This window comes from Paeniglutamicibacter gangotriensis Lz1y (genome assembly GCF_000348945.1).
In the GTDB taxonomy this organism is placed as follows: domain Bacteria; phylum Actinomycetota; class Actinomycetes; order Actinomycetales; family Micrococcaceae; genus Paeniglutamicibacter; species Paeniglutamicibacter gangotriensis.
The window spans coordinates 56,429-80,808 of record NZ_AOCK01000001.1 but is presented as its reverse complement, the minus strand read 5'-3'; the positions used below and the strand labels follow the sequence as shown (position 1 = coordinate 80,808).

Annotated in this window: 22 protein-coding genes and 2 tRNA genes; 15 read left to right on the top strand and 9 right to left on the bottom strand. The window is 61.1% G+C overall.

All coding sequences use genetic code 11. The features are described from left to right. Positions 1–13: 13 nt before the first annotated feature. From gyrB to ADIAG_RS00365, 7 genes are all read left to right on the top strand, one after another. Positions 14–2,107, top strand: a complete 2,094-nt coding sequence (gene gyrB / locus ADIAG_RS00390) for a DNA topoisomerase (ATP-hydrolyzing) subunit B (protein ID WP_007269286.1) — start codon at positions 14–16, stop codon at positions 2,105–2,107. A gap of 57 nt (positions 2,108–2,164) precedes the next feature. Then, on the top strand, positions 2,165–4,852 hold the full coding sequence (gene gyrA, locus ADIAG_RS00385; protein ID WP_007269285.1) for a DNA gyrase subunit A: 2,688 nt from the start codon (positions 2,165–2,167) through the stop codon (positions 4,850–4,852). Next, positions 4,849–5,454 carry a DUF3566 domain-containing protein gene (locus tag ADIAG_RS00380; RefSeq protein WP_007269284.1) on the top strand — a complete coding sequence of 202 codons (606 nt, stop codon included), beginning with the start codon at positions 4,849–4,851 and terminating at the stop codon, positions 5,452–5,454. Before gyrA ends, ADIAG_RS00380 begins: the two co-directional genes overlap by 4 nt. Before the next feature lie 122 nt (positions 5,455–5,576). Further along, positions 5,577–5,650, top strand: a tRNA-Ile gene (locus ADIAG_RS00375). A gap of 39 nt (positions 5,651–5,689) precedes the next feature. Further along, on the top strand, positions 5,690–5,806 hold the full coding sequence (locus ADIAG_RS21940) for a DLW-39 family protein (protein ID WP_007269283.1): 117 nt from the start codon (positions 5,690–5,692) through the stop codon (positions 5,804–5,806). 8 nt (positions 5,807–5,814) lie between these two features. Beyond that, positions 5,815–5,887 (top strand) — tRNA-Ala (locus ADIAG_RS00370). Positions 5,888–5,996: 109 nt separating this feature from the next. Then, on the top strand, positions 5,997–6,881 hold the full coding sequence (locus ADIAG_RS00365; protein ID WP_007269282.1) for a DMT family transporter: 885 nt from the start codon (positions 5,997–5,999) through the stop codon (positions 6,879–6,881). 122 nt (positions 6,882–7,003) lie between these two features. On the opposite strand, the gene ADIAG_RS00360 is transcribed toward ADIAG_RS00365, so the two are convergent. Next, positions 7,004–7,990, bottom strand: a complete 987-nt coding sequence (locus ADIAG_RS00360; protein ID WP_007269281.1) for a hypothetical protein — start codon at positions 7,988–7,990, stop codon at positions 7,004–7,006. 137 nt (positions 7,991–8,127) lie between these two features. Between ADIAG_RS00360 and ADIAG_RS00355 the strand changes: the two genes are divergently transcribed. From ADIAG_RS00355 to ADIAG_RS00345, 3 genes are all read left to right on the top strand, one after another. Beyond that, positions 8,128–8,673: a peptidylprolyl isomerase gene (locus ADIAG_RS00355; protein ID WP_007269280.1), complete on the top strand. Its 546-nt coding sequence runs from the start codon at positions 8,128–8,130 to the stop codon at positions 8,671–8,673. Between the two features lie 256 nt (positions 8,674–8,929). After that, entirely contained in the window at positions 8,930–9,799 is an 870-nt protein-coding gene (locus ADIAG_RS00350) for a rhomboid family intramembrane serine protease (RefSeq protein WP_007269279.1), read from the top strand. Positions 9,800–10,372: 573 nt separating this feature from the next. Then, complete coding sequence (locus tag ADIAG_RS00345) at positions 10,373–11,338, top strand: GNAT family N-acetyltransferase (protein ID WP_007269278.1); 966 nt, start codon at positions 10,373–10,375, stop codon at positions 11,336–11,338. A gap of 41 nt (positions 11,339–11,379) precedes the next feature. Here the strand turns inward: ADIAG_RS00345 and ADIAG_RS00340 are convergent, their stop codons facing one another. Then, positions 11,380–12,051: a LysE/ArgO family amino acid transporter gene (locus ADIAG_RS00340; RefSeq protein ID WP_007269277.1), complete on the bottom strand. Its 672-nt coding sequence runs from the start codon at positions 12,049–12,051 to the stop codon at positions 11,380–11,382. A gap of 18 nt (positions 12,052–12,069) precedes the next feature. Between ADIAG_RS00340 and ADIAG_RS00335 the strand changes: the two genes are divergently transcribed. Together ADIAG_RS00335 and ADIAG_RS00330 are read left to right on the top strand one after the other, a co-directional pair. Then, entirely contained in the window at positions 12,070–12,984 is a 915-nt protein-coding gene (locus ADIAG_RS00335) for an ArgP/LysG family DNA-binding transcriptional regulator (RefSeq protein WP_007269276.1), read from the top strand. Positions 12,985–13,031: 47 nt separating this feature from the next. Next, positions 13,032–13,568, top strand: a complete 537-nt coding sequence (locus ADIAG_RS00330; protein ID WP_007269275.1) for a DUF4442 domain-containing protein — start codon at positions 13,032–13,034, stop codon at positions 13,566–13,568. A gap of 33 nt (positions 13,569–13,601) precedes the next feature. On the opposite strand, the gene ADIAG_RS00325 is transcribed toward ADIAG_RS00330, so the two are convergent. Both ADIAG_RS00325 and ADIAG_RS00320 read right to left on the bottom strand, forming a co-directional pair. Then, positions 13,602–14,108 (bottom strand): DUF3817 domain-containing protein, encoded by a 507-nt coding sequence (locus ADIAG_RS00325; RefSeq protein ID WP_007269274.1) that lies wholly within the window; start codon positions 14,106–14,108, stop codon positions 13,602–13,604. A gap of 187 nt (positions 14,109–14,295) precedes the next feature. After that, positions 14,296–14,553, bottom strand: a complete 258-nt coding sequence (locus ADIAG_RS00320; protein ID WP_007269273.1) for a cell division protein CrgA — start codon at positions 14,551–14,553, stop codon at positions 14,296–14,298. Between the two features lie 181 nt (positions 14,554–14,734). On the opposite strand from ADIAG_RS00320, the gene ADIAG_RS00315 reads away from it, so the two are divergent. Genes ADIAG_RS00315 through ADIAG_RS00305 form a run of 3 tightly spaced genes read left to right on the top strand, consistent with a single transcriptional unit; the run spans position 14,735 to position 16,307 of the window. Further along, positions 14,735–15,481: a class E sortase gene (locus ADIAG_RS00315; protein ID WP_043472517.1), complete on the top strand. Its 747-nt coding sequence runs from the start codon at positions 14,735–14,737 to the stop codon at positions 15,479–15,481. 11 nt (positions 15,482–15,492) lie between these two features. Beyond that, on the top strand, positions 15,493–15,660 hold the full coding sequence (locus ADIAG_RS21755) for a hypothetical protein (protein ID WP_007269271.1): 168 nt from the start codon (positions 15,493–15,495) through the stop codon (positions 15,658–15,660). Next, the gene (locus ADIAG_RS00305; protein ID WP_007269270.1) at positions 15,657–16,307 is read left to right on the top strand and encodes an anthranilate synthase component II; all 651 of its coding nucleotides are present in this window, start codon (positions 15,657–15,659) and stop codon (positions 16,305–16,307) included. The genes ADIAG_RS21755 and ADIAG_RS00305 overlap by 4 nt, the downstream gene beginning before the upstream one ends. Before the next feature lie 108 nt (positions 16,308–16,415). Here ADIAG_RS00305 and pknB read toward each other — a convergent pair whose 3' ends face one another. From pknB to ADIAG_RS00280, 5 genes are read right to left on the bottom strand one after another with little or no spacing between them, the layout of a single operon-like run. After that, a complete protein-coding gene (pknB, locus tag ADIAG_RS00300) occupies positions 16,416–18,359 on the bottom strand; it encodes a Stk1 family PASTA domain-containing Ser/Thr kinase (protein WP_007269269.1) in 1,944 nt (647 codons plus the stop codon). Between the two features lie 20 nt (positions 18,360–18,379). After that, positions 18,380–20,122, bottom strand: coding sequence for a protein kinase domain-containing protein (locus ADIAG_RS00295; protein WP_007269268.1), 1,743 nt, complete (start codon positions 20,120–20,122; stop codon positions 18,380–18,382). Beyond that, on the bottom strand, positions 20,119–21,561 hold the full coding sequence (locus ADIAG_RS00290; protein ID WP_007269267.1) for a penicillin-binding transpeptidase domain-containing protein: 1,443 nt from the start codon (positions 21,559–21,561) through the stop codon (positions 20,119–20,121). Before ADIAG_RS00290 ends, ADIAG_RS00295 begins: the two co-directional genes overlap by 4 nt. Continuing rightward, entirely contained in the window at positions 21,558–22,964 is a 1,407-nt protein-coding gene (locus ADIAG_RS00285; RefSeq protein ID WP_007269266.1) for an FtsW/RodA/SpoVE family cell cycle protein, read from the bottom strand. The genes ADIAG_RS00290 and ADIAG_RS00285 overlap by 4 nt, the downstream gene beginning before the upstream one ends. After that, positions 22,961–24,379, bottom strand: a complete 1,419-nt coding sequence (locus ADIAG_RS00280; protein ID WP_007269265.1) for a PP2C family protein-serine/threonine phosphatase — start codon at positions 24,377–24,379, stop codon at positions 22,961–22,963. The genes ADIAG_RS00285 and ADIAG_RS00280 overlap by 4 nt, the downstream gene beginning before the upstream one ends. Position 24,380 lies beyond the last annotated feature (1 nt).

Genomic DNA, 24,380 nt, shown 5'->3' with positions numbered 1-24,380 from the left:
GTCTGTAGCACCTGTGTCTACCGATAACACCACACCCCAGGAACCAATCGATTCCGTTCAGGCCGGTGAATCCCCCGCTGCGCAACCCGTAGAAGAACACGTCAGCGGTCGGGTGGAGCACACATACGGCGCCCAGGACATCACGGTTCTTGAGGGCCTCGAAGCGGTGCGTAAGCGCCCCGGCATGTACATCGGTTCCACCTCGGCCCGCGGCCTGCACCACTTGGTCTACGAAGTTGTTGACAACTCTGTCGACGAGGCCCTTGCCGGGCACTGTGACCACATCCAGATTGCCCTGCAGGCCGATGGCGGCGTCCGCGTCGAAGACAATGGCCGTGGCATCCCCGTGGACATGCACCCGACCGAGGGCAAGCCCGCCGTCGAGGTAGTCATGACGATCCTGCACGCCGGCGGCAAGTTCGGCGGTGGCGGCTACGCAGTTTCCGGTGGCCTGCACGGTGTCGGCATTTCCGTGGTCAACGCACTGTCCTCCCGGGTAGACACCGTGGTACGCCAGAAGGGTCACGCCTGGCGGATCTCCTTCGCCGAGGGCGGCAAGACCACCATGCCCTTGACCAAGGGTGAGGAAACCACCGCTACCGGAACCGTCCAGACGTTCTATCCGGATGTAACCATCTTCGATTCCATCGATTTCGATTTTGAGACCCTACGGGCCCGCTTCCAGCAGATGGCGTTCCTGAACAAGGGTCTGCGCCTGACCCTCACCGACGAGCGAGTGCTCGCCGAGGACGGCGACGAGATCGCCACGGATGCTGACGAGGCCAACGACGCCGAACCGAAGCACCGCGTCGTGGATTACATGTACAAGGATGGGCTGCTGGACTACGTCAAGCACCTGAACTCCTCCAAGAAGGTTGAGCTCGTCCACGAAGACGTCATCGCCTTCGAGTTCGAGGACACCACCAGGGGCATCAGCCTCGAGGTGGCAATGCAGTGGACCAACTCGTACTCCGAGTCGGTGCACACCTACGCCAACACCATCAACACCCACGAGGGCGGCACCCACGAAGAGGGCTTCCGCGCCGCGATGACCTCGCTGATGAACCGTTATGCGCGCGAGAAGACGATCCTGCGCGAAAAGGACGATAACCTCACGGGCGACGACATCCGCGAGGGCCTCACCGCCGTCATCTCCGTCAAACTTGCCGAACCGCAGTTCGAGGGCCAGACCAAGACCAAGCTGGGCAACTCGATGGCCAAGGGCTTCGTCCAAGGTGTGGTCAATGACGAGCTGGGCGACTGGCTCGAGCGCAACCCGAACACCGCCCGCGACATCATCCGCAAGGCACTGCTGGCCTCGCAGGCCCGCTTGGCCGCACGCAAGGCTCGCGACAACGCCCGGCGCAAGTCCCCGCTGGAATCCTTCGGCATGCCCGGCAAGCTCTCGGACTGCTCCTCGAAGAACCCCGTCGAGTGCGAGGTCTTCATCGTGGAGGGTGACTCCGCAGGCGGCTCGGCCAAGCGCGGACGCAACCCGCACACCCAGGCCATCCTGCCGCTGCGCGGCAAGATCCTGAACGTCGAGCGCGCACGGCTGGACCGTGCCCTGGGCAATGCGGAAGTTCAGGCCATGATCACCGCGTTCGGCACGGGCATCGGCGAAGAATTCGACATGGCCAAGCTGCGCTATCACAAGATCGTGCTGATGGCCGATGCCGACGTCGACGGCCAGCACATCACCACGCTGCTGCTGACCCTGCTCTTCCGCTTCATGCGTCCGCTGATCGAAAACGGCTACGTCTACCTGGCGATGCCGCCGCTGTACCGCATCAAGTGGTCCAACTCCCCGCACGAATACGTGTACTCGGACAAGGAACGCGACGATGCACTGGTGAGCGGTGCCGCGAAGTCCAAGCGCCTGCCCAGGGACAACGGCATCCAGCGCTACAAGGGCCTGGGCGAGATGGACTACTCGGAACTCTGGGACACCACCATGGACCCCGAGCACCGCACACTGCGCCAGATCACCATGGACGATGCCGCCGCAGCGGACCAGATCTTCTCCGTGCTGATGGGCGAGGACGTCGAATCACGCAGAAACTTCATCCAGCAGAACGCGAAGGACGTGCGCTTCCTGGACATCTAGTCCTGGACCCGTACGCACGCGCACTAAACATAGACTTTTGACCAGAGGAAGAAATCGATGAGCGATCAGACTCCCGAAAACCCGCAGGACGGCGCCGAACCCGTCAACGAAATCGTTGAGGGTGCGGTGATTGACGACGCGGTGGCGGTAAACCTGGGCGTCGATAAGATCGACCAGATCGACCTGCAGACCGAGATGCAGCGCTCCTACCTTGACTATGCCATGGCGGTCATCGTGGGACGCGCGCTGCCGGACGTGCGTGACGGGCTCAAGCCCGTGCACCGCCGCGTGATCTACGCGATGTACGACGGCGGTTACCGCCCGGAGCGCTCGTACAACAAGTGTGCCCGCGTGGTCGGCGAAGTCATGGGTCAGTACCACCCGCACGGTGACAGCTCGATTTACGACGCCCTAGTGCGGTTGATCCAAGATTGGACCATGCGCTACCCGTTGGCTCTGGGCCAGGGTAACTTCGGCTCCCCGGGCAATGACGGCGCCGCAGCACCGCGTTACACCGAAACCAAGATGTCCCAGCTGGCCATGGAAATGGTCCGGGACATCAACGAAGACACCGTGGACTTCCAGGACAACTACGACGGCAAGAACCAGGAACCCACGATCCTGCCGGCACGTTTCCCGAACCTGTTGGTCAACGGCTCGGCCGGCATCGCGGTGGGCATGGCCACCAACATTCCGCCGCACAACCTGCGCGAGGTCGCCTCCGGCGTCCAGTGGTACCTGGAAAACCCCGAGGCGACCCGTGAGGAACTGCTCGAGGCCTTGATGCTGCGCGTCAAGGGCCCCGATTTCCCCACCGGGGCCATGATCCTGGGCACGAAGGGCATCTCCGATGCCTACCGCACCGGCCGTGGTTCGATCACCATGCGCGCGGTGGTTTCCGTGGAGGAACTGCAGGGACGCACCTGCCTGGTGGTCACCGAATTGACCTACCAGTCCAACCCGGACAATCTCGCGGTGAAGATCGCCGAACTGGTCAAGGACGGCAAGGTCGCCGGCATCGCGGATCTGCGCGATGAAACCTCGGGTCGTACCGGCCAGCGCCTGGTCATCGTGCTTAAGCGCGATGCGGTGGCCAAGGTCGTGCTGAACAACCTGTACAAGCACACCGAGCTGCAGTCGAACTTCTCCGCGAACATGCTCGCGATCGTCGACGGGGTGCCGCGCACCCTGTCCATCGACGCGTTCATCCGCCACTGGGTCCACCACCAGATGGAAGTCATCGCCCGACGCACCGCCTACCGGCTGCGCAAGGCCGAAGAAGAGGCGCACATCCTGCGCGGTCTGCTCAAGGCCCTCGATGCCCTCGATGAGGTCATCGCGTTGATCCGCCGCTCGAACACCACCGAGGCCGCGCGTGACGGGCTGATGGAACTGCTGGACATCGACGAGGCGCAGGCCCGCGCCATCCTAGACATGCAGCTGCGCCGCCTGGCGGCCCTGGAAGGCCAGAAGATCCAGAATCGGCACGCCGAGCTGGAGATCGAGATCGCCGAATACCAGGCAATCCTGGCCGATCCGCAGCGCCAGCGCGTGATCATCTCCGAGGAATTGGCCGAGATCGTCGAGAAGCACGGCGACGACCGCCGCACCAAGGTGCTGATGGGCTACGACGGAGATATGAGCGTCGAGGACCTGATCCCCGAAGAGGAAATGGTTGTCACCATCACCCGCGGCGGCTACGTCAAGCGCACCCGGAGCGACAACTACCGTTCGCAGCACCGTGGCGGCAAGGGCATCAAGGGCGCAGCGCTGCGCGGCGACGACGTGGTGGAGCACTTCTTCGTCACCACCACACACAACTGGCTGCTGTTCTTCACCAACCACGGACGCGTGTACCGCGCCAAGTGCTACGAGCTGGCCGAGGCCGGGCGCGATGCCAAGGGCCAGCACGTGGCCAACCTGATGGCTTTCCAGCCCGATGAGCACATCGCCCAGGTCCTAGACCTGCGCACCTACGAGGATGCCCCGTACCTGGTGCTTGCCACCCGCAACGGTCTGGTCAAGAAGACCCGCCTGGGTGACTACGACACCAACCGCACCGCCGGGGTCATCGCCATCAACTTGCGTGAGGGCGACGAGCTGGTCTCCGCGCAGCTGGTGTCCGAGACCGATGACATGATGCTGGTTTCGCGCAAGGGACAGTCGGTGCGCTTCACCGCCACCAATGAGGCGCTGCGCCCGATGGGCCGCGCCACCTCCGGGGTCACCGGCATGAAGTTCCGCAACGAGGATGAGCTGCTCGCCGCGGAGGTCGTGAGCGAGGACTCCTTTGTGTTTATCGTCACCGATGGCGGCTACGCCAAGCGCACCGCCGTGGGCGAATACCGCGTGCAGTCGCGCGGCGGTATTGGCATCAAGGTTGCCAAGCTCACCGAGGACCGCGGTGACCTAGTCGGTGCGTTGATTGTGAACGATGAGGACGAGGTCTTGGTGGTCATGGAGGGCGGCAAGGTCGTCCGCTCGGACGTCAGCCAGGTGCCGGCCAAGGGACGCGACACCATGGGCGTGATCTTCGCCAAGCCAGACAAGAAGGACCGCATCATCGCCGTCGCGAAGAACACCGAGCGTGGCCTCGGAGAGATCGTGGAGGAAGATGCAGTACCGTTGAACGCGGAAAAGACACAAGAAACGGCCTCCGAGGCCCTTCCGGGTGAAGTCAGCCCGGTAGGAACCGAGGAAAACCTCGATCAAGACGAGGCCACCAACGACGGAGGTAACGCGTGAGCACCCCGAATACGCCCCGCCCGGCGGGCGGCACTGGTGGTACCCGTCCCGCAGCGCCACGACAGGCACCCGTAGGTGCACAGCGCCCCGCGGGCGCCCCGCGTCCGGCAGGAGCGGCACAGCGTCCGGCCGGAGCCCCGCGTCCAGCGGGTGCGCAGCAGCGGCCCGCCGGAGCCCCGCGCCCCGCAGGCGCTGGCGCCGGCAAGCCGCAGCAGCTGGTTCGTCCCGCACCGAAGGCCAAGATCCGCAAGGCCCGCCTGCTGGTGTCCAAGGTAGACCCATGGTCGGTGTTGAAGATGGCCTTCCTGCTGTCCGTAGCCCTGGGCATCGTGACGGTTGTTGCTTCCGTGGTCTTCTGGACCGTGCTTGATCTGACCGGAATTTTCGCTTCAGTCAACGGCTTGGTCAGCGAGATCGTTGGCACCGAAGGCGGATTCGACCTGATGCAGATCGCGTCCCTGGGCCAGGTAGCCTCGTTTGCCACCATCATTGCAGTGGTCAACGTGGTATTACTCACAGCGCTCTCGATGCTTGCTGCCGTGCTCTACAACCTGTCTTCGACCCTAGTTGGCGGCATTGGCGTGACCTTGACCGACGATTAATTCGCGGAAACACGCAAAAAATCGGCCCCTGCCACCCCTCGTGAAGGCGGAGGCGGGGGCCGATTTGTTTCTTTGGTCGTTTCTCAGGTAAAGTTTTATCTCGTTCCCAGCGGGAACATAGAGGGCGTATAGCTCAGGCGGTTAGAGCGCTTCGCTGATAACGAAGAGGTCCCTGGTTCAAGTCCAGGTACGCCCACGGATACCTCGTCCGACCGGTAGGTGAAAGGAAAATTCCATGCGGAAGTTTCTGGTGTTGGTAGCAGTAGCTACGGGCATTATTGGTTATCGGAAATACAAGGAATCCACGGCCGATAAGGCCATCTGGAGTCAGGGTACTGATAAGGTAAACTGAATTCATACGGGGACTTAGCTCAGTTGGTAGAGCGGTAGCTTTGCAAGCTTCAGGTCAGGGGTTCGACCCCCCTAGTCTCCACCGAAGGGAAAGGTCCGGAACATATGTTCCGGACCTTTTCTTGTTAAACGCCGGCCCTGGTCCGGGCACGTCCTCCGTGCCGGACGAGACAAAGCTCTAGAGTGGTCACGTGACCTTTCTTCTGGCCCTAGTCGGCGTGTTGGGTGTTGCCGCATCCGGTCCGCTCATAGCAGCCTTCCCGGCAGTACCCGCGCTTTCCATGGCCCTCTGGCGAAACGCCATAGGTACCGCTGTACTGGCCGTGCCGACCTTGGCGAGGGATCCGCGCACCTTTGGTCGTCTACGGCGCCAGGAATGGGGCTGGAGCGCTCTTGCGGCCATCTCCTTAGCAATGCACTTCGCTTTCTTCATGACTTCGATCCGCATGACCACCGTCGCCGCTTCCACCGCGTTGGTGTGCCTGCAGGCCGCCTGGATCGCGATCTTCCAGTCGCTGCGCGGAACCAAGTATGGGTGGCGGGTAGCTGTGGGCGTGGTCCTGGCCTTCACCGGAGTCATCGTGATCACCGGCTTCGACATCGGTTCGGGGACCGAAGCATTGGTCGGCGACGTACTGGCGATCATTGGCGGAGTCCTTGCGGCCGTCTACACCTTGGCCGGGTCCAAGGCCCGAGCCACGATGAGCACCGGCTCCTACACGACCCTGTGCTACGGGATGACGTCTGTCCTGCTGCTAGTCATGTGCCTAGTGGCGGGGGAACCGGTGTGGGGATTCGACCTCAACGGTTGGATCGGCATTATTGCCCTGGCCATCTGCTCCCAAGTCTTGGGTCATACGGCGTTTAACCACCTACTGACATCGCTGGGCCCCTTGACGGTCTCCACGCTGATCCTTTTGGAAATCCCCGGCGCGGCAGTGCTAGCGGCGTTGTTCCTTGGCCAAGTACTGCCCGCGGGCACCATCGCTGGCCTGATGATCATTTTGGCAGGATTGTTCTTTGTGGTTCGTGGCCAGGGGCATGCCCAGCTGCGCGCCGTAGCGACAGAAGACTAAACGAAAATAAAAAGAGCAGCACCTGACCCGCAGGCCCCCGGCGCTTGCCAGAGATTCTTCGCGGTGCAGGTGCTGCCTATGTTGCAGCGTTGGGGGCGCCCCGTGAGGACGCCACCAAAGTGTTACTTCTTGGGACGTGGGCCCGGCTTCGGGGTGGATGAGCCGGCGCGCTCCTCGTCGGCCTTGTGCTTGGCCGATGTGGCCGGATCGGAAATTTCCTCGGCCTTCTCCGAGAGGTTTTCTTTGGTCTCGGCGATCGTTTCGTTTGCAGCCTCGGCCTGATCTACCTCTGCCTCCTGGGCGGAAGCAGCCACAACGTCACGAACTTCTTCGACGCTTGCCGGCGTTTCCACCGGACCGCTTGCGCGCACGGTGGTTGGCTCCACCGGTGTGGGGGTCTTCCAAGGGTCGTCGATGGGCTTGGACGCACGCCAGGCAGCAATCCCGGCAGTGGCCGCCGCAGCGATTACTGCAACGATGAGCCATCCCTTTTTCTTCTTCGCGGGCTTCTGCGCCTTTTCGAGTTCCTTGCTGACCTGGCCAACAGCCATGTTGGCGGTGTTCTGGACGCGTTCAATGATTTCGGGGCTCGGGGTGAGCTTCTCCGTCACTTGGTGCAGAGCCTCGGGGACCTTGGCCTGTTCAAGCTTTCGTGTCGTGAACTGGGCAGCCTGTCCGACCTTTTCGTTGGCGGCCGGCAGGTAGTCGTTAATCACGACGTTCCGGGCGTGGTTGAGCGCCGGGGCAGCTTTCCCGAGGGCCTCGTTGAGCGCCGGGGTTGCCCGGTCAACGGCCTTCTGGACGCGTGGGGTGGCGTCGTCGATGGCCGCGGAGAGCCGTGGACCTACGCGATCAAGGGAATCCTGGATCATGGGGCTGACCTTGGCAACGGTCTCCGAGAGCTCGTGTGCTGCCCAGTTCAGGCCATCCTGAATCTTCGGGGATGCAGTTTCGATACCCTTTTCAATGCGTGGCACAGCCCACTTCACTGCCGTGTCAACCTTTGGTGCAACCCAGTCCAGCGCCTGCTCGGCACCGGTGGCAACGTTCTCGCCAAAGTCTCGAGCAATTCGTTCTGACTTCACAGTGAACCCCTTTGATCGTTTCATTCGCTTGGTCCTAGCCTACGACCTCGTACTGTCTTGCAGCCATTACTTGCCCGGCATATATGTAATCGTGTGGCCGTGTTCACTGAGCGCGTAGCCATTCGCAGCGACGGTCCAAGTGCTCATGGAAGAATGACAGCATGACTGCAATCCCAACGCACACAGCCACCATCCACACCACCTTGGGCGACATCGTCGTCAACCTTTTCGGGAACCACGCTCCCAAGACCGTCAAGAACTTCGTTGGCCTGGCCAACGGCGAACAGGCGTGGACCGACCCGAACAGCGGTGAAGAGAAGACCGGAACCCCGTTGTACAACGGCACGATCTTCCACCGCATCATCTCCGACTTCATGATCCAGGGCGGCGACCCGCTGGGCCAAGGCACCGGCGGACCAGGCTACCGCTTCGACGACGAGATCAACCCGGAACTTGATTTCCGCGAACCGTACAAGCTGGCCATGGCCAACGCCGGCATCCAGATGGGCCAGGGCACCAACGGCTCTCAGTTCTTCATCACCTCGATTCCGACCACCTGGCTGCAGGGCAAGCACACGATCTTCGGCGACGTCACCGACGAAGCCTCGCGCAAGCTTGTTGACCAGCTCAACGTTGTTCCGACCGACGGCCGGGACAAGCCGCTGGAAGATGTTGTCATCAACAGCATCGATATCGCAGCGCTCTAACCCGACGATTTCGGCGTGGTTTCCACGTCGATGATTGTGGACGGCCCCATCTTCCGCCCGCTCGTTGTTCACCTCGCCCAGGCAGGAGCGAACAACGGGCGCTTGAGGAAACGATGGGGCCGTTTTGCATTGACGGGCAGACTCCCCGCCGAGGGAGTACACGTTGTTACCGCCAGCTACGGGCGGTAACAACGTGTCGGATCCCGGTCCCCTGCCCCGTGGCAACGAACGTAATTTCTATAGGAGCGTCAATTCCATGTCCTTTGGACTGCCCAACCCGAACCATGCCGCCCAGGCCCCGGTATGCCCCAGGCACCCCGACCGGATCTCCTATGTCACCTGTCAAAGATGTTCCCGGCCTGCATGCCCTGACTGCCAAGTGTCAGCTGCCGTCGGAACCCAATGTGTGGACTGCGTACGCGAATCAAACAAGCAGATCCCCACGTCCCGCACGGTTTTTGGCGGAAAAGTCACCGATGGGAAACCCCTTGTCACCTACGTGCTGATTGCCATCAATGCGGTGGTTTTTGGTCTGCAGATGATGATTCCAAGCTTCAGCGACCATCTGGTCTATGCGGGCTTGTACACCAGTGGCTACTTCGAACCCGAGCCGTGGCGGATGCTGACGTCGACTTTTGCCCACTCGACGACCTTCATCGGGCACATCGCCTTTAACATGTATGCGCTGTATATCTGTGGGCGTGTTCTTGAACCGATGTTGGGGCGGCTCAGGTTTCTGGCCCTGTACCTCGTGGCGGGCCTGGGTGGTTCCGTGGCGGTCCTCCTCATCACCGATCCCAGGACCCCGGTGTTGGGAGCTTCCGGCGCAGTCTTCGGACTCTTCGCGGCGATGTTCGTATTGCTGCGTTCGCGCGGGGTCCAATCAATGCAGATCGTCATCCTGATTGCCATCAACTTGGTCATCGGATTCATCTTCCCGGGAATCGCGTGGGAGGCGCACGTGGGCGGGCTGGTGCTTGGTGCCGCGGTAGCGGCAGTGGTTGCCTACTCCCCCAAGGGAAATCGCCGGGCCCTGATGCAGTGGGTAGGCATCGTTCTACTCGTTCTCCTGCTGGCGGCCTTGACTTTGTACGGTGCCGTCAACATTCGAGTGCCCCTGGGCTGAAAGACGCTATGGCCGTAAAAGTTGTCCACATGGGTTATCCACACTGTTAATAACTCACAACCATGTAATTCACTTGGGGCGGACCGGCCTCAGCGCCCGCGCTGACGCCGGCCCGCCCTTGTTAATGACAGTCTTTGCCCAATATGCACAATTTCATCCACAGCTGTGGATAACTTAGTGCACAACCTGTGTAGAGTTCGGGTGCTCGATTCGATTGCCCACTAATCAACACTCTTCGAAAGTATGACCTAGTCCGCGGAAATGCTGGGAAGCAGGCGGTTTATGGGCGTGGAAGTCCGACGTTGTCCACACGACTTATCCACAGTGTTAATAACTTACGCACATGTAGTTCACAACCCGGAAAATTGGCAAAATGGCGTGGATTCGGGTCTGGAGAGACGAAACCCACAGGCTTATCCCCAGTTGTGGATAACTTTCGTGCACAGCATGTTCCTAAATTTCACCGTCATCCACCGACCAGTTTCTCCGTGCAACAATGGTCCCACCGCAAGAATGGGGTGAAGCAGCGTTTGATCTCACCCCGAGCATCCACATCACTTCCAGGAGCCACGAATGCACCAGGACTGGATCCGGCACGAGCACGCCAAGGCATGGAGCGTGCTCACCCGCGAATTAGCGCTTTGCGACGACACCGAGGAATTCTACGACGAAGAAGACCTCCTCGAGGAACTTTGGGAACCTGGAATGGTGCCCGAGAAGGACACTCTGGGGCTGTGGGATAACGGAACCATGATCGGCTACGGCCAATTGCGACTCGCGCTCGGCCTGCGAGACAGCCGTGGCCGTGTGACCATCGGTGGCGGAATCTCCCCGGCGTTCCGACGGCGGGGATACGGATCTGAGATCATGCAGATTTTAGAAGACCGGGCGGCCCGAAAAATGGCCGAACGACACCCGAAGGTCGATTACACGATCGACATGTGGGGGAATGCGCCGGGGCACAGTGCCGGAGCCTTGGCAGTGTCCCGTGGCTACGAACCTGCACGATACTTTGAGGACATGATGGTGGGACCGGATGGATTCACACCGGCAGGCAGGCCGGAAGCGAAGCCCCTGGAACTTAATCTGGTCTCCTACTCCCCCGAGGTCGCCGAGCCCGTCCGGATCCTGGACAACGAGGCATTCGCAGATCATTGGGGTTCGGCACCCAAAAGCCGGGAAGAATGGGCAGCCATGACCGGTGCGCGCTCATTCAGAAACGAATTTTCCCGTGTGCTGTTGGAAGAGCTAGGGAACGGGGAGGCGCCCCGGCCCCTGTGTTACGTGTTGAGCGGCCAGTGGGTGGCCAACGAGCTATATATTTCACGCGTCGGCACCGCACGGTCGGCACGTGGCCGTGGATACGCCGCCTGGGCACTCTCTGAGGTGGTCACGTCGGCCTTTAGTGCCGGATTCGCCAAGGTTGATCTCTCGGTGGATGCGCAGAGCCCGACCGGGGCCTCAGGGCTTTACAAGCGGCTGGGATTTGACGTTGTGCGCGAGGGTATTGTGTTCCGAAAGACCTGTCTAGCGAGCTAGATCGCGCCCCAAGTAGTAGCTCTCCGCTGCAGGGGGATTTTTCAGCCAATCAACGGCAGCAGCAGCGAAATGGCCAGCACCAGCATGAACACGGCAATGACCGCATCAAGGACGCGCCAGGACCGCGGGTTGGCAAAGAACCCGCGTAGGTAGCGGGCACCAAAGCCCAGCCCGGTAAACCACAGGGTGCTGGCCAGGACTGCGCCGATGCCAAAGGGCCAACGTCCGGCTTCCCCCTGCGCGGCGGCAATAGAACCCAAGAGGATCACCGTGTCCAGATAGACGTGGGGATTGAGCCACGTCAGGGCCACGGCCGTTAAAACGACGGTCCTTCGGGGCGTCGTGGCCAAAATCCCGGTGGCTTCCAACCCCCGCGGGCGCAGGGCGCGACGGGCGGCGAAGAGTGCATAAGCGATCAGGAACCCCGCCCCGCAGATCCGCGCGACGAACAAAAACCAGGGGGCCACCGTTAACAGAGCGCCCAGCCCAACAATGCCGGCGAAAATCAGCACGGCGTCAGACACAAGACAGATCAGCACGGCCGTGCCCACATGTTCGCGGCGGATGCCTTGTCGAAGAATGAATGCATTTTGGGCACCGATGGCAACTATCAGGGACAGCCCGGTGGCCAAGCCGGAGATAAAGGGAAGGAAGGTCACCAACCGACCATAGGCTTCCGCCCTAAGATGTGTCGAGCTAAAGATACTTAGCATCCATTAGGACCTCTAACTATGGATTTCGTCGCAGAACACCTGCAGACCTTCAAGACGGTCATCGAAGCTGGTTCGATGGAACGGGCAGCCCAGCAGTTGAACGTAACCCCGTCTGCCGTCAGCCAACGCCTCAAGTCACTGGAGAAGCAAGCCGGCAGCGTACTGTTCATCCGTTCGCGTCCGATCCGCACTACTGCCGGAGGAGACGTGCTTCTGCGGTTGGCGCGCGAGATCCAGATGATTTCCACCGAAGCTCACCGTTCCCTGGGCCTGGAGCCTGCCATCGACGAGGCGCCTCGCCGCATCGACCTGAGTATCGCGGTGAACGCCGATTCCCTGGCCAGCTGGTTCGCGCCGGTGATTGAGGGGCTTGCCGCACAGGAAATGATGAGCTGCGAGATCCTGCGCCACGACGAAGCCCACTCGACCGAGTTGCTGCGTTCTGGCCAGGTTATGGGCGCGGTGAGCACCAAGAGCACGCCCGTACAGGGATGCTCGGCGGTGTATTTGGGGACCATGCGCTATCGTGCGATGGCGAGCAGAGTTTTCTGTGATCGGTGGTTGCCGGGAATCGATTCCCGGGAGGAACTCGCCACAGCGCCGATGGTGAATTTCGACAGGACCGATGATTTACAAGGGGCACTTCGCCGACGTGTCATTGGCACCGCGGTGTCCGTGACACCGGTACAGCATTTTGTCCCGGACTCACGTGCCTTCGTCGCGGCGGTGTCCGCTTCGTTGGGCTGGGGCATGGTTCCTGATGTCCAGGCGCCCGTCGACGGATCACTGATTGTCCTTGATCCAAGCTGGAGCAGTGAAGTGAAGCTGTTTTGGCAACGCTGGAAAGTCCCCTCGCAGGCGTTGGACCTGCTCACGGTGCTCGTGATGGACGCGGCGGGGAAGGCAGGCCTACGGGGATCCGAAACGGGATAAAATGTGTTGACTACTGACAGGTAACTTATCGAGGCTAGGCTGATGGCATGAACAGCCGGAGCACACCGAATCCCCAGGCCTCGATCTTCAATAGTTTGCGCACACTCATGCCGAGGATAGCCGGGCACCCGAGGGTGGTTCGCCTCGGCATGTCGCTGTGGCCGCCGTTTTGGGGTGCAGGCATCAAGGTAAAACGCATTGCTCCCGACTGGCGCAGCGCCACTGTTCAGCTATGCCAGCGCCCCTGGAACATGAACTACGTGGGGACCCACTTCGGAGGATCATTGTTTTCCATGACCGACCCGTTCTGGATGATGATGGTCATGCACAGCATTGGTCCGGGCCATATTGTGTGGGACAAAAGCGGCGAGATCGAATTCCACAAGCCCGGACGAGGGACACTCAGCTGCCACTTCATCCTTGGGGACGCACAGCTGGCGGAATTGAGCACGGCTGTCGCCACTCACGGAAAAGCTACACGATGGTTTGCCGTCGACATCCTCGACGAAGCTGGCGAAACCGTGGCGACCGTCCGCAAAGAGGTCTATGTCAGGGCCAAAGGCAGGTCGCCCCAAGCTGCGTGAGTCATGCCGGACACTTGGTGCCCGGCACCAAGGTTAGTTGCCGCCGCCTGGTGGGCCGATGTATAGCAACACCGAGGTGATAACCACTACCAGGACCACCCCGGCCAGCACAGAAAGTATGGGACGACGCAGGGCCAGCGCCTGAACCTTTTCAATCGGACCGCGCGGGGCATCGCCGCCCGGGGCCAAACGCCAAGAATCGCTGAGCAACCCACGGCGCAGCATGGAACGTTCGAAGGGCAACGTGGCAAACGGAATAATCGCGGTCGCCAGGCCCAGGATGCCACGCGAAGCGCTCCAGCGTTCGTTGGCCCAGACAAAGATTGTCACCAAGCCATAGGCAATGAACACCGCACCGTGGGTCAAACCGAAGATACGGACGTAAATCTCCGGCCCCACACCGTACTTGATGACCATAGCGATGATCAGCAGTGCCCAGGTGACCATTTCAGCGGCCGCAAGAAAGCCGTAGAGACGCTTGGGGGAAAGCTTCGAAGGGGTGGAGACGGATGAATCCGCGGTCTGATCGGGGCGAGCCATAGGAGTCTGGAGTGCCTTTCAGGAAACTGGTGTGAACGGTGAACGCCGAGCCTCGAACTGCTTCAACAAGCTAGGCGCCGGTGGGCTAGAAAATATCCCGACCCCACGAAGAATGGCACAGCGGAACGATCTTTGTAGGGCGTGGCAGGGCCGTGGTGACGGTGACCCGGAACCGGAAAATCCTGGGTTAGCGCCAGCCGGTGGTCATGAAGAATCCGACCATGGCCACGCCGAAGCCGATAACGATGTTCCATCCACCAATGCCCGGGATCGGGAACAGAGTCTGGGAAATGTAGTACGTAATGATCCAGACGAGCCCGAGGAGCATGAGGCCGAACATGACTGGTTTGTACCACTTGGGCAACGGCTTGTCATAGGCTGCAGCGCCGGCACCCCCACCACCCTGTGGTTTGCGGTTTTTACGACGTGTCTTGGATTCAGGCACTGCTGCTCCTTGGATGTTCAGGCGCCGACATGATCAAACGAGGTCGTGTCGGAACGGTAGGCTATTAAGTGTGTGCCGCAGGGAACTTGTACCCGGCGCCACCCTTTGATCCAATACTATCCGCTCAAACTGGACAACGATGGGTATCGCGTTGATCCACGTGGCAGTCAGGGAAGTTCGCATGACACGATCCGCATTGCGGAACCGGCCCAAGGCAACGGCTGGCCAGCGGATATTGGGCGGAATCGGTGAAATTCTGATCACGCTTGGCATCGTGCTGTTGCTCTTCGTCGGTTGGGAACTGTGGTGGACCAACATCGACGCGAATCGCGCCCAATCCGAGGTCACCTCCGAATTCGTCCAAGACCTGAGCGTCGGGGACACCGAAGCGGAGGAGGAAAAGGACTTCGGTCCGGCGCCGATCACCAAGATTCCCGACGGTGAAACCTTCGGAATCTTCTACATTCCCCGTTTCGGCAAGGACTACGCGCACCCCGTCACCAACGGTATCGGCATGGATGTGCTGAACTCGGTGGGCATCGGCCACTACCCCGAAACCCAGTCACCGGGCGAAAAGGGAAACTTTGCGGTGGCGGCCCACCGCCAAACACACGGCCAAGTCTTCTGGGACATCGACAAGTTCCAGAATGGAGACAAGATCTACCTCCAGACCAAAAAGGGCTTCTACACCTATGAGTGGCGCAACACCGAGATCGTGTACCCCTCTCAGGGCGAGGTGCTGTTGCCGGTACCTAACGAACCGGGCATGAAACCCAAGAGCTCAACACTCACCATGACCAGCTGCCATCCCCCGTTCACCACGCGTATGCGCATCATCGCGTACTCGGAGCTGGAATCCTGGCGTCCGGCGGATGCCGGTCCACCGGCAGAAATTGCCGACCTGGTCAAAAAGACGATGAAAAAGTAGGACACCGAGACATGTATGCATGGATTTTCCGGACTCTGCCCGGACCCCTGTTCTTCCGCATCCTTCTAGCTGTGGCGTTGATCGTCGGAGCCGTACTCTTGCTGATGAACTATGTCTTCCCGTGGCTGAGCCAATACAGTCCGTGGACCGAATCAACGATTGGCTTGATGCTGCTGTGAACGCCCCAAAGATCCTCGTGATCGACAACTACGACAGCTTTGTTTACACCCTCGTCGGATACCTGCAGGAACTTGGCGCCGACACCACGGTGATACGCAACGACGATCTGTCCCTGGCCGATGTCATCGAACTGGCACAGACCCGCGATGGGGTCATGGTCTCCCCCGGCCCCGGAACTCCGGCAGAAGCCGGAGTATGCATCGAGGTCATCAAATGGTGCGGTGAACATGCCAAGCCGATGCTCGGAGTCTGCCTGGGCCACCAAGCACTGGCCGAGGCCTACGGAGGCGTGGTCACGCACGCCGAGGAACTGATGCACGGAAAAACCTCCCAGGTTTTCCACACCGGACACCCGATCTTCGCTCACATCCCCAGCCCTTTCATTGCTACCCGCTACCATTCGCTGGCAGCGGTGCGCTCGAGCATCCCCACGTCGCTGGAGATCACCGCGGAGACCGAAACCGGGGTCATCATGGGACTGGCACACAATCAAGCCCCATTGTGGGGCGTGCAGTTCCACCCCGAATCGGTACTCACCGAAGGCGGATACCAAATGCTGGGCAACTGGCTCGAATCCCTCGGACTGGTCGGCGCCGCGGAGCATGCTGCGACGCTCAGCCCGCTGATCCGAGATTCCAAGGCCTGAGTAGAACGACCCCGCATATACGAGGGGGAGTGTCCCCGCTAACAAGGAGAATGCTCCTCATTAGCGGAGACACTCCCCCTTGCTTGCTGCTGCGTGAATGAAACCGCGCTATTTGGCGGGTGAGGTAGGCGTCTCGCTGGGCGACGGATCTGTCGTGGGAGTGGATTCCGACTCCGAGGGGCTCTCAGATTCCTCCGGATCCTCCGTGGTTGGGGAGGTCGTCTCAGATGGGGTGGGGTTTTCCGGCTCGGTGGCCACCGTGACCGTGACGGTGCCTCCCTGGGGAGAGGTCAAACCGCGGTCGGGGACCTGATTGATGATGGTGCCCGGTTCAGCCGCCTGGTTCTCCTCTTCAACGGTTTCGATGCGCAGGCCAGCGTCCAGTTCGTCGAGGACCTTGGTGGCCTCCTCGACAGTCAGGGTCAGCAGCTGCGGGATCTCGACCATTCCCGTGGACAGCACCAGATCGATCGTCGTGCCGACCTTCACCTTTTCGCCGAGCTTCGGCACGGTTCCGACGAGCCAGTCGGTAGGGATCGAGGGGTTATCGACGCGGGATACGTCACCGATCTCGAAGCCGAGGTCTCGCAGGACCTGGCGGGCGCCTGCCTCGGACTGCCCGGACAGATCCTTGGGAATGACTTGCGATTCGGGGCCCTTGGATACCATCACACGCACGACAGAGCCCTTGCGTACTTCCTTGGTGGCGTCGGGATCGGTCTTCACCACGAGGCCACTTTCGACCTCGTCATCGAAAACGACCTCGACCCTCGGCACCAACTGCAGCTCGGTGAGCATCGATTCGGCCTTGGCTTGGGTCGCTTCGGTGAGGCTGGGGACGGCCACCGGCGCATTGCGTTCGGCCTCCGCCTTCATCCAGTTGTAGAAGAACAGCCCCGAAACGGCCAGTGCCAGAACCAGGAACAGAGAAATCGCCCACGTCCAGCCGCGCCGTGACCTGGCCCGGTGTTCATCGCGTTCGTGCGCCATATCCTGCTCCCACAGGGGAACATCAGCCCAGTGCGCCTGGCCCGTCACCGGATCCAGATGCCCGGTTTCGTAACCCGGGGCGTGTGCCGCAGCAAATTGGGTCTCTTGTGAGATGTCGATCGGCTGAAGCCGCAGGGCAGCGGCCAAGGCCTGGGTTTGAAGTTCGGTCCGGGATCGTGGCATCGGAGCGGTGAGTTGCTCGGGTGCCAACGCAATCCCCTGGCGGGCATTTTTCAAGGCAAGAGCAAAGGCCGCGGCGTCGGCGTAACGGTCCTCGCGGTCCTTCGCCAGGGCCTTGAGCACCACATCGTCGAAAATTGGGTCCAGCTCGGCCACTAGGGTGCTGGGGGCCGGTGCGTGCTCACCAACGTGTTGGTAGGCCACCGACACCGGGGAATCACCGGTGAATGGCGGGCGGCCGGTGAACAGCTCATAAAGCAGGCAACCGGTGGAATACAGATCCGTCCGGGCATCGACTGCCTCGCCGCGAGCCTGCTCCGGAGAAAGATACTGGGCGGTGCCCACAACCGTCTGGGTTTGGGTCATGGTGCTGGCCGAATCGGCGAGGGCACGGGCAATGCCAAAGTCCATGACCTTAAGATTGCCACGCTCGGTGACCATGATGTTGGCCGGCTTGATATCTCGGTGGACGATTCCCATCGAATGCGAATGGCCCAGGGCTTCCAGCGTCCCGAGTACGTACTCAATGGCTTTCTCGCGGGTCATGTCCCCGGCCTTGACCAGGTCGCGCAGCGTGCGTCCGCGGATGTACTCCATCACGATGAAGGGCAGCTGGACCGTCGACCCGGAGACCATCTGCTCCTCTTCGCCGGTGTCGAACACCGAAACGATATTGGGGTGGTTCAGGCCGGCGACGGCCTTGGCCTCGCGGCGGAAGCGCGCTTGCACCATCGGGTCGCGCGCCATTTCGGCACGCAGTAGCTTGATAGCCACCTTGCGGCCCAGGACTTGGTCGACGCCCAGATGGACATCGGCCATGCCGCCGCGGCCTATGAGCTCCTCAACGACATAGCGTCCGTTGAGAATACGTTCCTCACTCACCGTGAATGCACCAACATCATCTAGTCGTTAGCCTTGGGCGTGCCTGTCGAATCCCCCGAGGAGGTGGCTCCCGCGTCCGGGGACGACACCGTAGCGGTGGTGGAGGGCTTAGTTGTCTCGGTGGGTGCCGAGGGGGTCTCGGAAGGCGTCTCGGTCGGGGTAGGGGTTTCGGTGGGAGTCGGTTCGGCAGGGCCCAGGGACAGGATGTAGGTGACACTGGTTCCGGCTTCGACGGACTTGCCGGCGGTCAGGCTCTGGGCGATGACGGTGCCGGCGGCAAGCTCGCTCTCCTGCGCCTGTCCCTCGTTGGGGACGAGGTCGAGCGCGGTCAATGCGGCAGACGCCTGTTCCCCGTCCATGCCGTAGAGATCCGGCACGGGAACCGTCGCTGCGGCCGAGGAGCTCGGGGCCTGGGTGGTCGGCGACGGAGTCGACGTGGGTGTCTCGGAAGGAGTTTCCGAGGGGGTTTCCGACGGAGACTCACTGACCTCCGTGCTGGATTCGGCGGTGGTCTCGACGGCTGGGCTGCTAGTCGGGCTGTTGGAACTGGTCAATATCGGCACCAGCCAGGCACCGAGGATCGCCAGCAGCACCAACACGATCAGTGCGATTAGCGGGATGGTCCAAGGGCTGCGGCCCTTTTTCACCGGTGTCCGGCGGTCGGCAACCTCCGGCTCGTACTCGGCTTCCGGCTCGTCCTCCCACTGCTGCGAGGCACCCATGGTTGAACCGAAGGTTCCTTCGTTTCCCTGGCCCGACCCGGCGGCAGGGACCTGGGGCAGGGCATTTGTTGCAGGGGCGGGAGCCGACTCGGTGGGGTCCACCGGGGGAAGGGCAACGGTTTCGTTGCCCTTGGTCAGCGGGGTCTGCGTGATGGCCTGGGTGGCGTCGTCGGAGCCGGCAAAGAGCAGCATGCCGGGAACGGCAAGTGTCGCCGTTTCGGGGTTTCCGGCACGGATGGCATCGGCCGCGGTGGCCAGGGCGTCGGCATTGGCCGGACGGTCGGCAGGATCCTTGGCCAGCATCGACATGATCAGCGAGCGGACCGCGACCGGGATGCTGTCCGGCAGCGGCGGCGGGGTGTCGTTGACCTGGGCCAGTGCGATGGCTATCTGGGATTCGCCGGTGAACGGGCGACGGCCGGCAAGCAGTTCGTAGCCGATCACACCCAGGGCATAGATGTCCGAGGAACCGGTGGCCTGTTGGCCGGTGGCCTGCTCCGGAGCCAGGTACTGGGCGGTGCCCATGACCTGGCCGGTGGCCGTGAGGGGGACCTGATCGGCGATCCGGGCAATGCCGAAGTCGGTGATCTTGACCCGGCCGTCGGGCAGCATCAGCAGGTTGCCGGGCTTCACATCGCGGTGTACCAAGCCTTGGATGTGTGCCGCGGCAAGCGCCTTGGCCGTCTGCGAAATAATTGACAGGGTACGGTCCGGTGAGAGTACGCGCTCGCGTTCAATGACGGTGGACAGCGGTGGGCCGGGAACCAGCTCCATGACGAGGTAGGCGGAGCCCTCCTCTTCCCCGTAGTCGAACACGCTGGCAATGCCGTTGTGGTTCAACAAGGCAGTGTGGCGAGCTTCAACGCGGAAACGCTGGAGGAAGCCCGGATCCCCGGTGTACTCCTCCTTGAGGATCTTGATCGCCACCAGACGACCGAGAACCTGGTCCCTGGCCTTCCACACTTCACCCATGCCGCCAATGGCAATACGGTCGGTCAGCTTGTATCGACCGCCCAGGGTGATACCGGAAATTGGCCTCACTGGTTGAACACCGCCTCTAGAATCTTCTTCATATTGGGACTGGTCAAGGACGAGCCAGTCGGATAATCAATTCGTTCAAAAGCAATTGTTACAGCTACTTCGGGGTCATCGGCAGGGGCGAACCCTGTGATCCAGGAGTTCACCACACCGGAGTCGAGGTTAAGATCGGCGGTCCCAGTCTTGGCCGCAATATCAAGACCCGGGACCGCTGCACGCATGGAGGTCCCGGACTTGACCGAGCCACGCATCAGATCGGTGACCTGGTCGGCGACCTCCTTGGTAGTGGCCGTGCTGAATTCCTTGGGCTCGCTGCTGGAAAGCACGCGGAGGTCCGGGGCCATAACCTGTTTGACGAGGTTCGGTTCCATGATGACCCCATCATTGGCAATGCCCATGGCGACCATGTTCATTTGCATGGCTGTTGTCATCACCTCTGATCCACCGATTGAGGCCAGCGCCAAGTCAGCCGGAGTCATATTCGGTGGGAATATGCTGGGCTGGACGGGCAGCGGAATGTTCAGTTGCTGGCCAAAGCCAAAGCGTTCGGTGACGTTTTCGAATGGCTCTGGTCCAAGTTCCTTGCTCATCAGGGCAAAGGGAGTGTTGCAGCTCTGGGCCACGATGAATTCCAACGTAGCCTCCGACCGCGAGGCACAGATACCCTCATTGAAGTTGGACATCTTCACCGGATCCGTGATCTTCTCCGGGTTCTTCAGCACTGTGTCGGCGTTGTAATTGCCCGATTCAAGACCCGCAACCAGATCGAGGATCTTGAAGCTGGAGCCGGGGTTCATGGTGTTGAAAAGGGCAGGGTTTCGGTAAGGACTCAAATTTGGGTTCTCAGCGAGGACCTTCTTCATGTTCTCCGCAGCCTTAGTGGTGCTGTGCACGGCCAGAAGGTTGGTGTCGTAGCTTGGTTTTGAGGCCATGGCCAGGATGTTTCCGGTCTTGGGCTCCGAGACGATGATGGATCCGCGCGTACCTTCGGGAATCAAATCGTAGACGAATTTTTGGAGTTCAGGGTCGATGGTCAGCTCGACCGAGGCACCTTCGTTCTCCTTGCCGGAAAACAGGTTCACGAGCCTGTCGAAGAACTGGTCCTGGCTCTTGCCCGTCAGCTCGGGATTCATGACCGATTCGAGCTGTGTCGATCCGTTAGCCAGCGAATAGAAGCCGGTCAGGTGTGAATAGAGTTCGGGATCGGTATAGACGCGCTGGTACTTGAACTGGCCGTCGGTGGGAACGGATTCGGCAATGGGCTTGCCATCGACCAAGATCGCACCGCGGGGCAGATCGAAATCACGGAACAGCTGGCGGTTGTTCAACGGATTAGCGTTGAGATCCTTCGCGGCAAAGAACTGGACGTAGCTGAGCGCGCCGAGGCACAAGACAAACAAGACCATGACGGCGATCCAGGTGTTGCGGATAGCTTGGTTCATCGTTGCGTCTCCTTTCGCGTTGCGAAGATGCCGCCGGAGCGACGGGGGGCCTTGGTGGCGACCTCCGCGGTGGCAGAGACCCCGGAGATCATCGGACGTCGTGAATTATGTGAAATCAGCAGCAACAAGGCGACAATAACCCAGTTTGAGAGCAGGGAAGATCCGCCAGCAGCCATGAATGGAGTGGTTAACCCGGTCAAGGGGATGAGGCGGGTGACACCGCCAATCACCACGAAGCACTGCAAGGCGAGCGTGAAGGAAAACCCGGTGGCCAGAAGCTTGCCGAACGAATCCCGCGATCCCAGAGCCGCGCGCAGGCCACGGCTGATCAAGATGAGGTACAGCAACACGATGGCGGACAGACCAATGAGCCCAAGTTCCTCGCCAAGGGAGGCGATGATCATGTCGCTGTTGGCCAGCGGGACCCTGTAGGGCGTGCCCTCGCCCAGACCGGTGCCCACAAGACCGCCGTTGGCCAGTCCGAAGAGACCCTCAACGATCTGGCGGCTGCCACCCTGGGCATGGTAAATATCCGGGTCGAACGCATGGATCCATCCGTCGATCCGTCGGGTCACATGGCTCATGGTCAAGTAGGCAAAGGTGCCGCCGGCGGCCAGCATCAGGGTGCCGATGGCGATCCAGCTGACCCGGGCGGTGGCCACGTAGATCATCACCATGAACAACCCGAAGAACAGGATCGAGGAACCCAAGTCGCGTTGGACCACTAGGACGCCGATGCTGACCATCCAGGCCACGATCATTGGTCCGAGGTCACGGGCGCGGGGAAGTTGCAGTGGACCGATCTTCCGGCCGGCCAACAGGATCAATTCACGATTCGAGGATAAATACCCGGCAAAGAATATAGCCAGGGTAATCTTGGCCAGCTCGCCAGGTTGGAAGGAAAGCCCGAAAAAGTTCACCCAGATCCGTGCGCCGTTGATGATGACACCGACCTTGGGGATCAGCGGAAGCAAGAGCAGTACCACCGAAGCGGCAAGAGCGATGTAGGTGAATTTTCGCAAGACGCGGTGGTCACGGATTGCCCACAGGGCGATCATGGCAATCACCATGGCTACGCCGGTCCACATGATCTGCCGCATGGCGGTATCGGTGTTTTTTGCCAGATCGATCCGGTGGATCATGGCCAGGCCGATGCCGTTGATGGCCACGGTCACGGGAAGTATTACCGGGTCGGCATATTGGGCCCAGATGCGCAAGGCAATGTGGAAAACCAGGGCCAACCCGACCAACACCAAGCCTTGGGTGATGAATTCCGAGCTCAGCCCGTCATCGCTATTGACACCGACCAAGTAGTAGGCGCCCATGCCGACCACCAGGGACAGCAGCAGCAGCAAAAGCTCCATGTTGCGCCGCGGAACGGGCGCCGTTTGCAACTCGGTCATGGGGCGATCTCCTGACAGTACGGCGGCAGCACCGGCAAATTGCCGGCCGATCCCGGGTTCTCCGGAACCACCACGGGACAGCGTTGCTTGGCGGTGACCAGCAGCTCCCCAACCATGCTTTGGGCGTGTGTCAGGTCCTTTGCCGGCAAAGACGAGTCAATACGCTGCTGCGTGTATTCCGGCAGGGCCTCGACGGGAATATCCGTCACAGTGTCTAGATGGGAGAGCTTCAACGGTCCCAAATCCTGGGAGACGCCCTTGAAGATGGCCACCTGGCCCTGATGGTTCCCCACGAAATACTGGGTCTGCGTCCACAGGTACCCCCAGCCGAGAACCGCAAGCAAGATCAAGGTCATCAGCGCCAAGAACGTGGTCACCAGCCAACGGCGTGGTCGACGATCGTAAGCTTCGTGTTCTTCTTGTTCCTGGGCGGCTTGCGCGGCAGGAGTCTTGTGCGTCAGGATCGCCGCGGCACGCTTCTCGCCCGAGCGTTGGGTCACGATCGGGATCTTGCCCGATTGTGTGGCCAGTTCGGCCGCGCCGACCAGCAAGTGGGGGCGTTTGGACATCTCATGGCGGATGAGTGCCGCGCTGGCGTCGAGATCGCCCTCCACGGCAATCGTCAGCTGGCCGGTGTCGGGTGCCGGTTCATCGGCGGCAGGAGCCTCGATGTACACGGGATCGACAAAGCCGTGGTCCTCGACAACCTCGAAAACCACGATCGTCACGTTGTCCGGAGAACCGTGAGTCAGCGTCGTCTCGACGAGGTCCTCGACGGTTTCCTCGAGGGAAGCGGTGCCACGCATGATGCGTTCGGTGATGGAATCGGGCACGACGGCATTTAGTCCGTCTGAGCACAACATCCATCGCTCGCCGGCCTCGACGGGGTACTGATCGACATCGAGTTCGGGGCTGGCATCGGAGTCACCCAGCACACGCAGCAACACGTTCTTGTGTGGGTGCAGTTCGGCCTCCTCGGGTTGGATCCGGCCCTCATCGACCAGCCGTTGAACAAATGTGTGGTCGTGGCTGACCTGTTCAAAAACGCCATTCTTCAGGCGATATGCTCGTGAGTCGCCGATGTGGGCGAATTGCAGCACGTTCTCGGTGAGCAACAGCGCAGTGACTGTCGTGCCCATGCCCGAAAGTTTCGGGTTCGCACTGACCAAGTCGTTCAGCACCAGATTTGCGGCCTGGATTTCGTCAGGCAGCACGGTTTCCGGGTCCACGGTTTCCGGGACATCCAGGTGGACCAGATCAAGCACGGTGGAGGCACTGGCGACGTCGCCGCCCACATGCCCACCCATGCCATCGGCCACCACCGCGAGGTAGCGTCCGACGTAGGCGGAGTCGTCGTTCTTGGAACGGACCTTGCCAACGTCGCTCCGCGCCGCAAACTTCAGCATCAACGCCATG

Excerpts from the sequence above, each read along its gene's own strand:
- gyrA (WP_007269285.1), top strand. The coding sequence starts at position 2,165 with ATGAGCGATCAGACTCCCGAAAACCCGCAGGACGGCGCCGAACCCGTC.
- ADIAG_RS21940 (WP_007269283.1), top strand. The coding sequence starts at position 5,690 with ATGCGGAAGTTTCTGGTGTTGGTAGCAGTAGCTACGGGCATTATTGGT.
- ADIAG_RS00360 (WP_007269281.1), bottom strand. The coding sequence starts at position 7,990 with ATGAAACGATCAAAGGGGTTCACTGTGAAGTCAGAACGAATTGCTCGA.
- ADIAG_RS00355 (WP_007269280.1), top strand. The coding sequence starts at position 8,128 with ATGACTGCAATCCCAACGCACACAGCCACCATCCACACCACCTTGGGC.
- ADIAG_RS00350 (WP_007269279.1), top strand. The coding sequence starts at position 8,930 with ATGTCCTTTGGACTGCCCAACCCGAACCATGCCGCCCAGGCCCCGGTA.
- ADIAG_RS00345 (WP_007269278.1), top strand. The coding sequence starts at position 10,373 with ATGCACCAGGACTGGATCCGGCACGAGCACGCCAAGGCATGGAGCGTG.
- ADIAG_RS00340 (WP_007269277.1), bottom strand. The coding sequence starts at position 12,051 with ATGCTAAGTATCTTTAGCTCGACACATCTTAGGGCGGAAGCCTATGGT.
- ADIAG_RS00335 (WP_007269276.1), top strand. The coding sequence starts at position 12,070 with ATGGATTTCGTCGCAGAACACCTGCAGACCTTCAAGACGGTCATCGAA.
- ADIAG_RS00330 (WP_007269275.1), top strand. The coding sequence starts at position 13,032 with ATGAACAGCCGGAGCACACCGAATCCCCAGGCCTCGATCTTCAATAGT.
- ADIAG_RS00325 (WP_007269274.1), bottom strand. The coding sequence starts at position 14,108 with ATGGCTCGCCCCGATCAGACCGCGGATTCATCCGTCTCCACCCCTTCG.
- ADIAG_RS00315 (WP_043472517.1), top strand. The coding sequence starts at position 14,735 with ATGACACGATCCGCATTGCGGAACCGGCCCAAGGCAACGGCTGGCCAG.
- ADIAG_RS21755 (WP_007269271.1), top strand. The coding sequence starts at position 15,493 with ATGTATGCATGGATTTTCCGGACTCTGCCCGGACCCCTGTTCTTCCGC.
- ADIAG_RS00290 (WP_007269267.1), bottom strand. The coding sequence starts at position 21,561 with ATGAACCAAGCTATCCGCAACACCTGGATCGCCGTCATGGTCTTGTTT.
- ADIAG_RS00285 (WP_007269266.1), bottom strand. The coding sequence starts at position 22,964 with ATGACCGAGTTGCAAACGGCGCCCGTTCCGCGGCGCAACATGGAGCTT.
- ADIAG_RS00280 (WP_007269265.1), bottom strand. The coding sequence starts at position 24,379 with ATGGCGTTGATGCTGAAGTTTGCGGCGCGGAGCGACGTTGGCAAGGTC.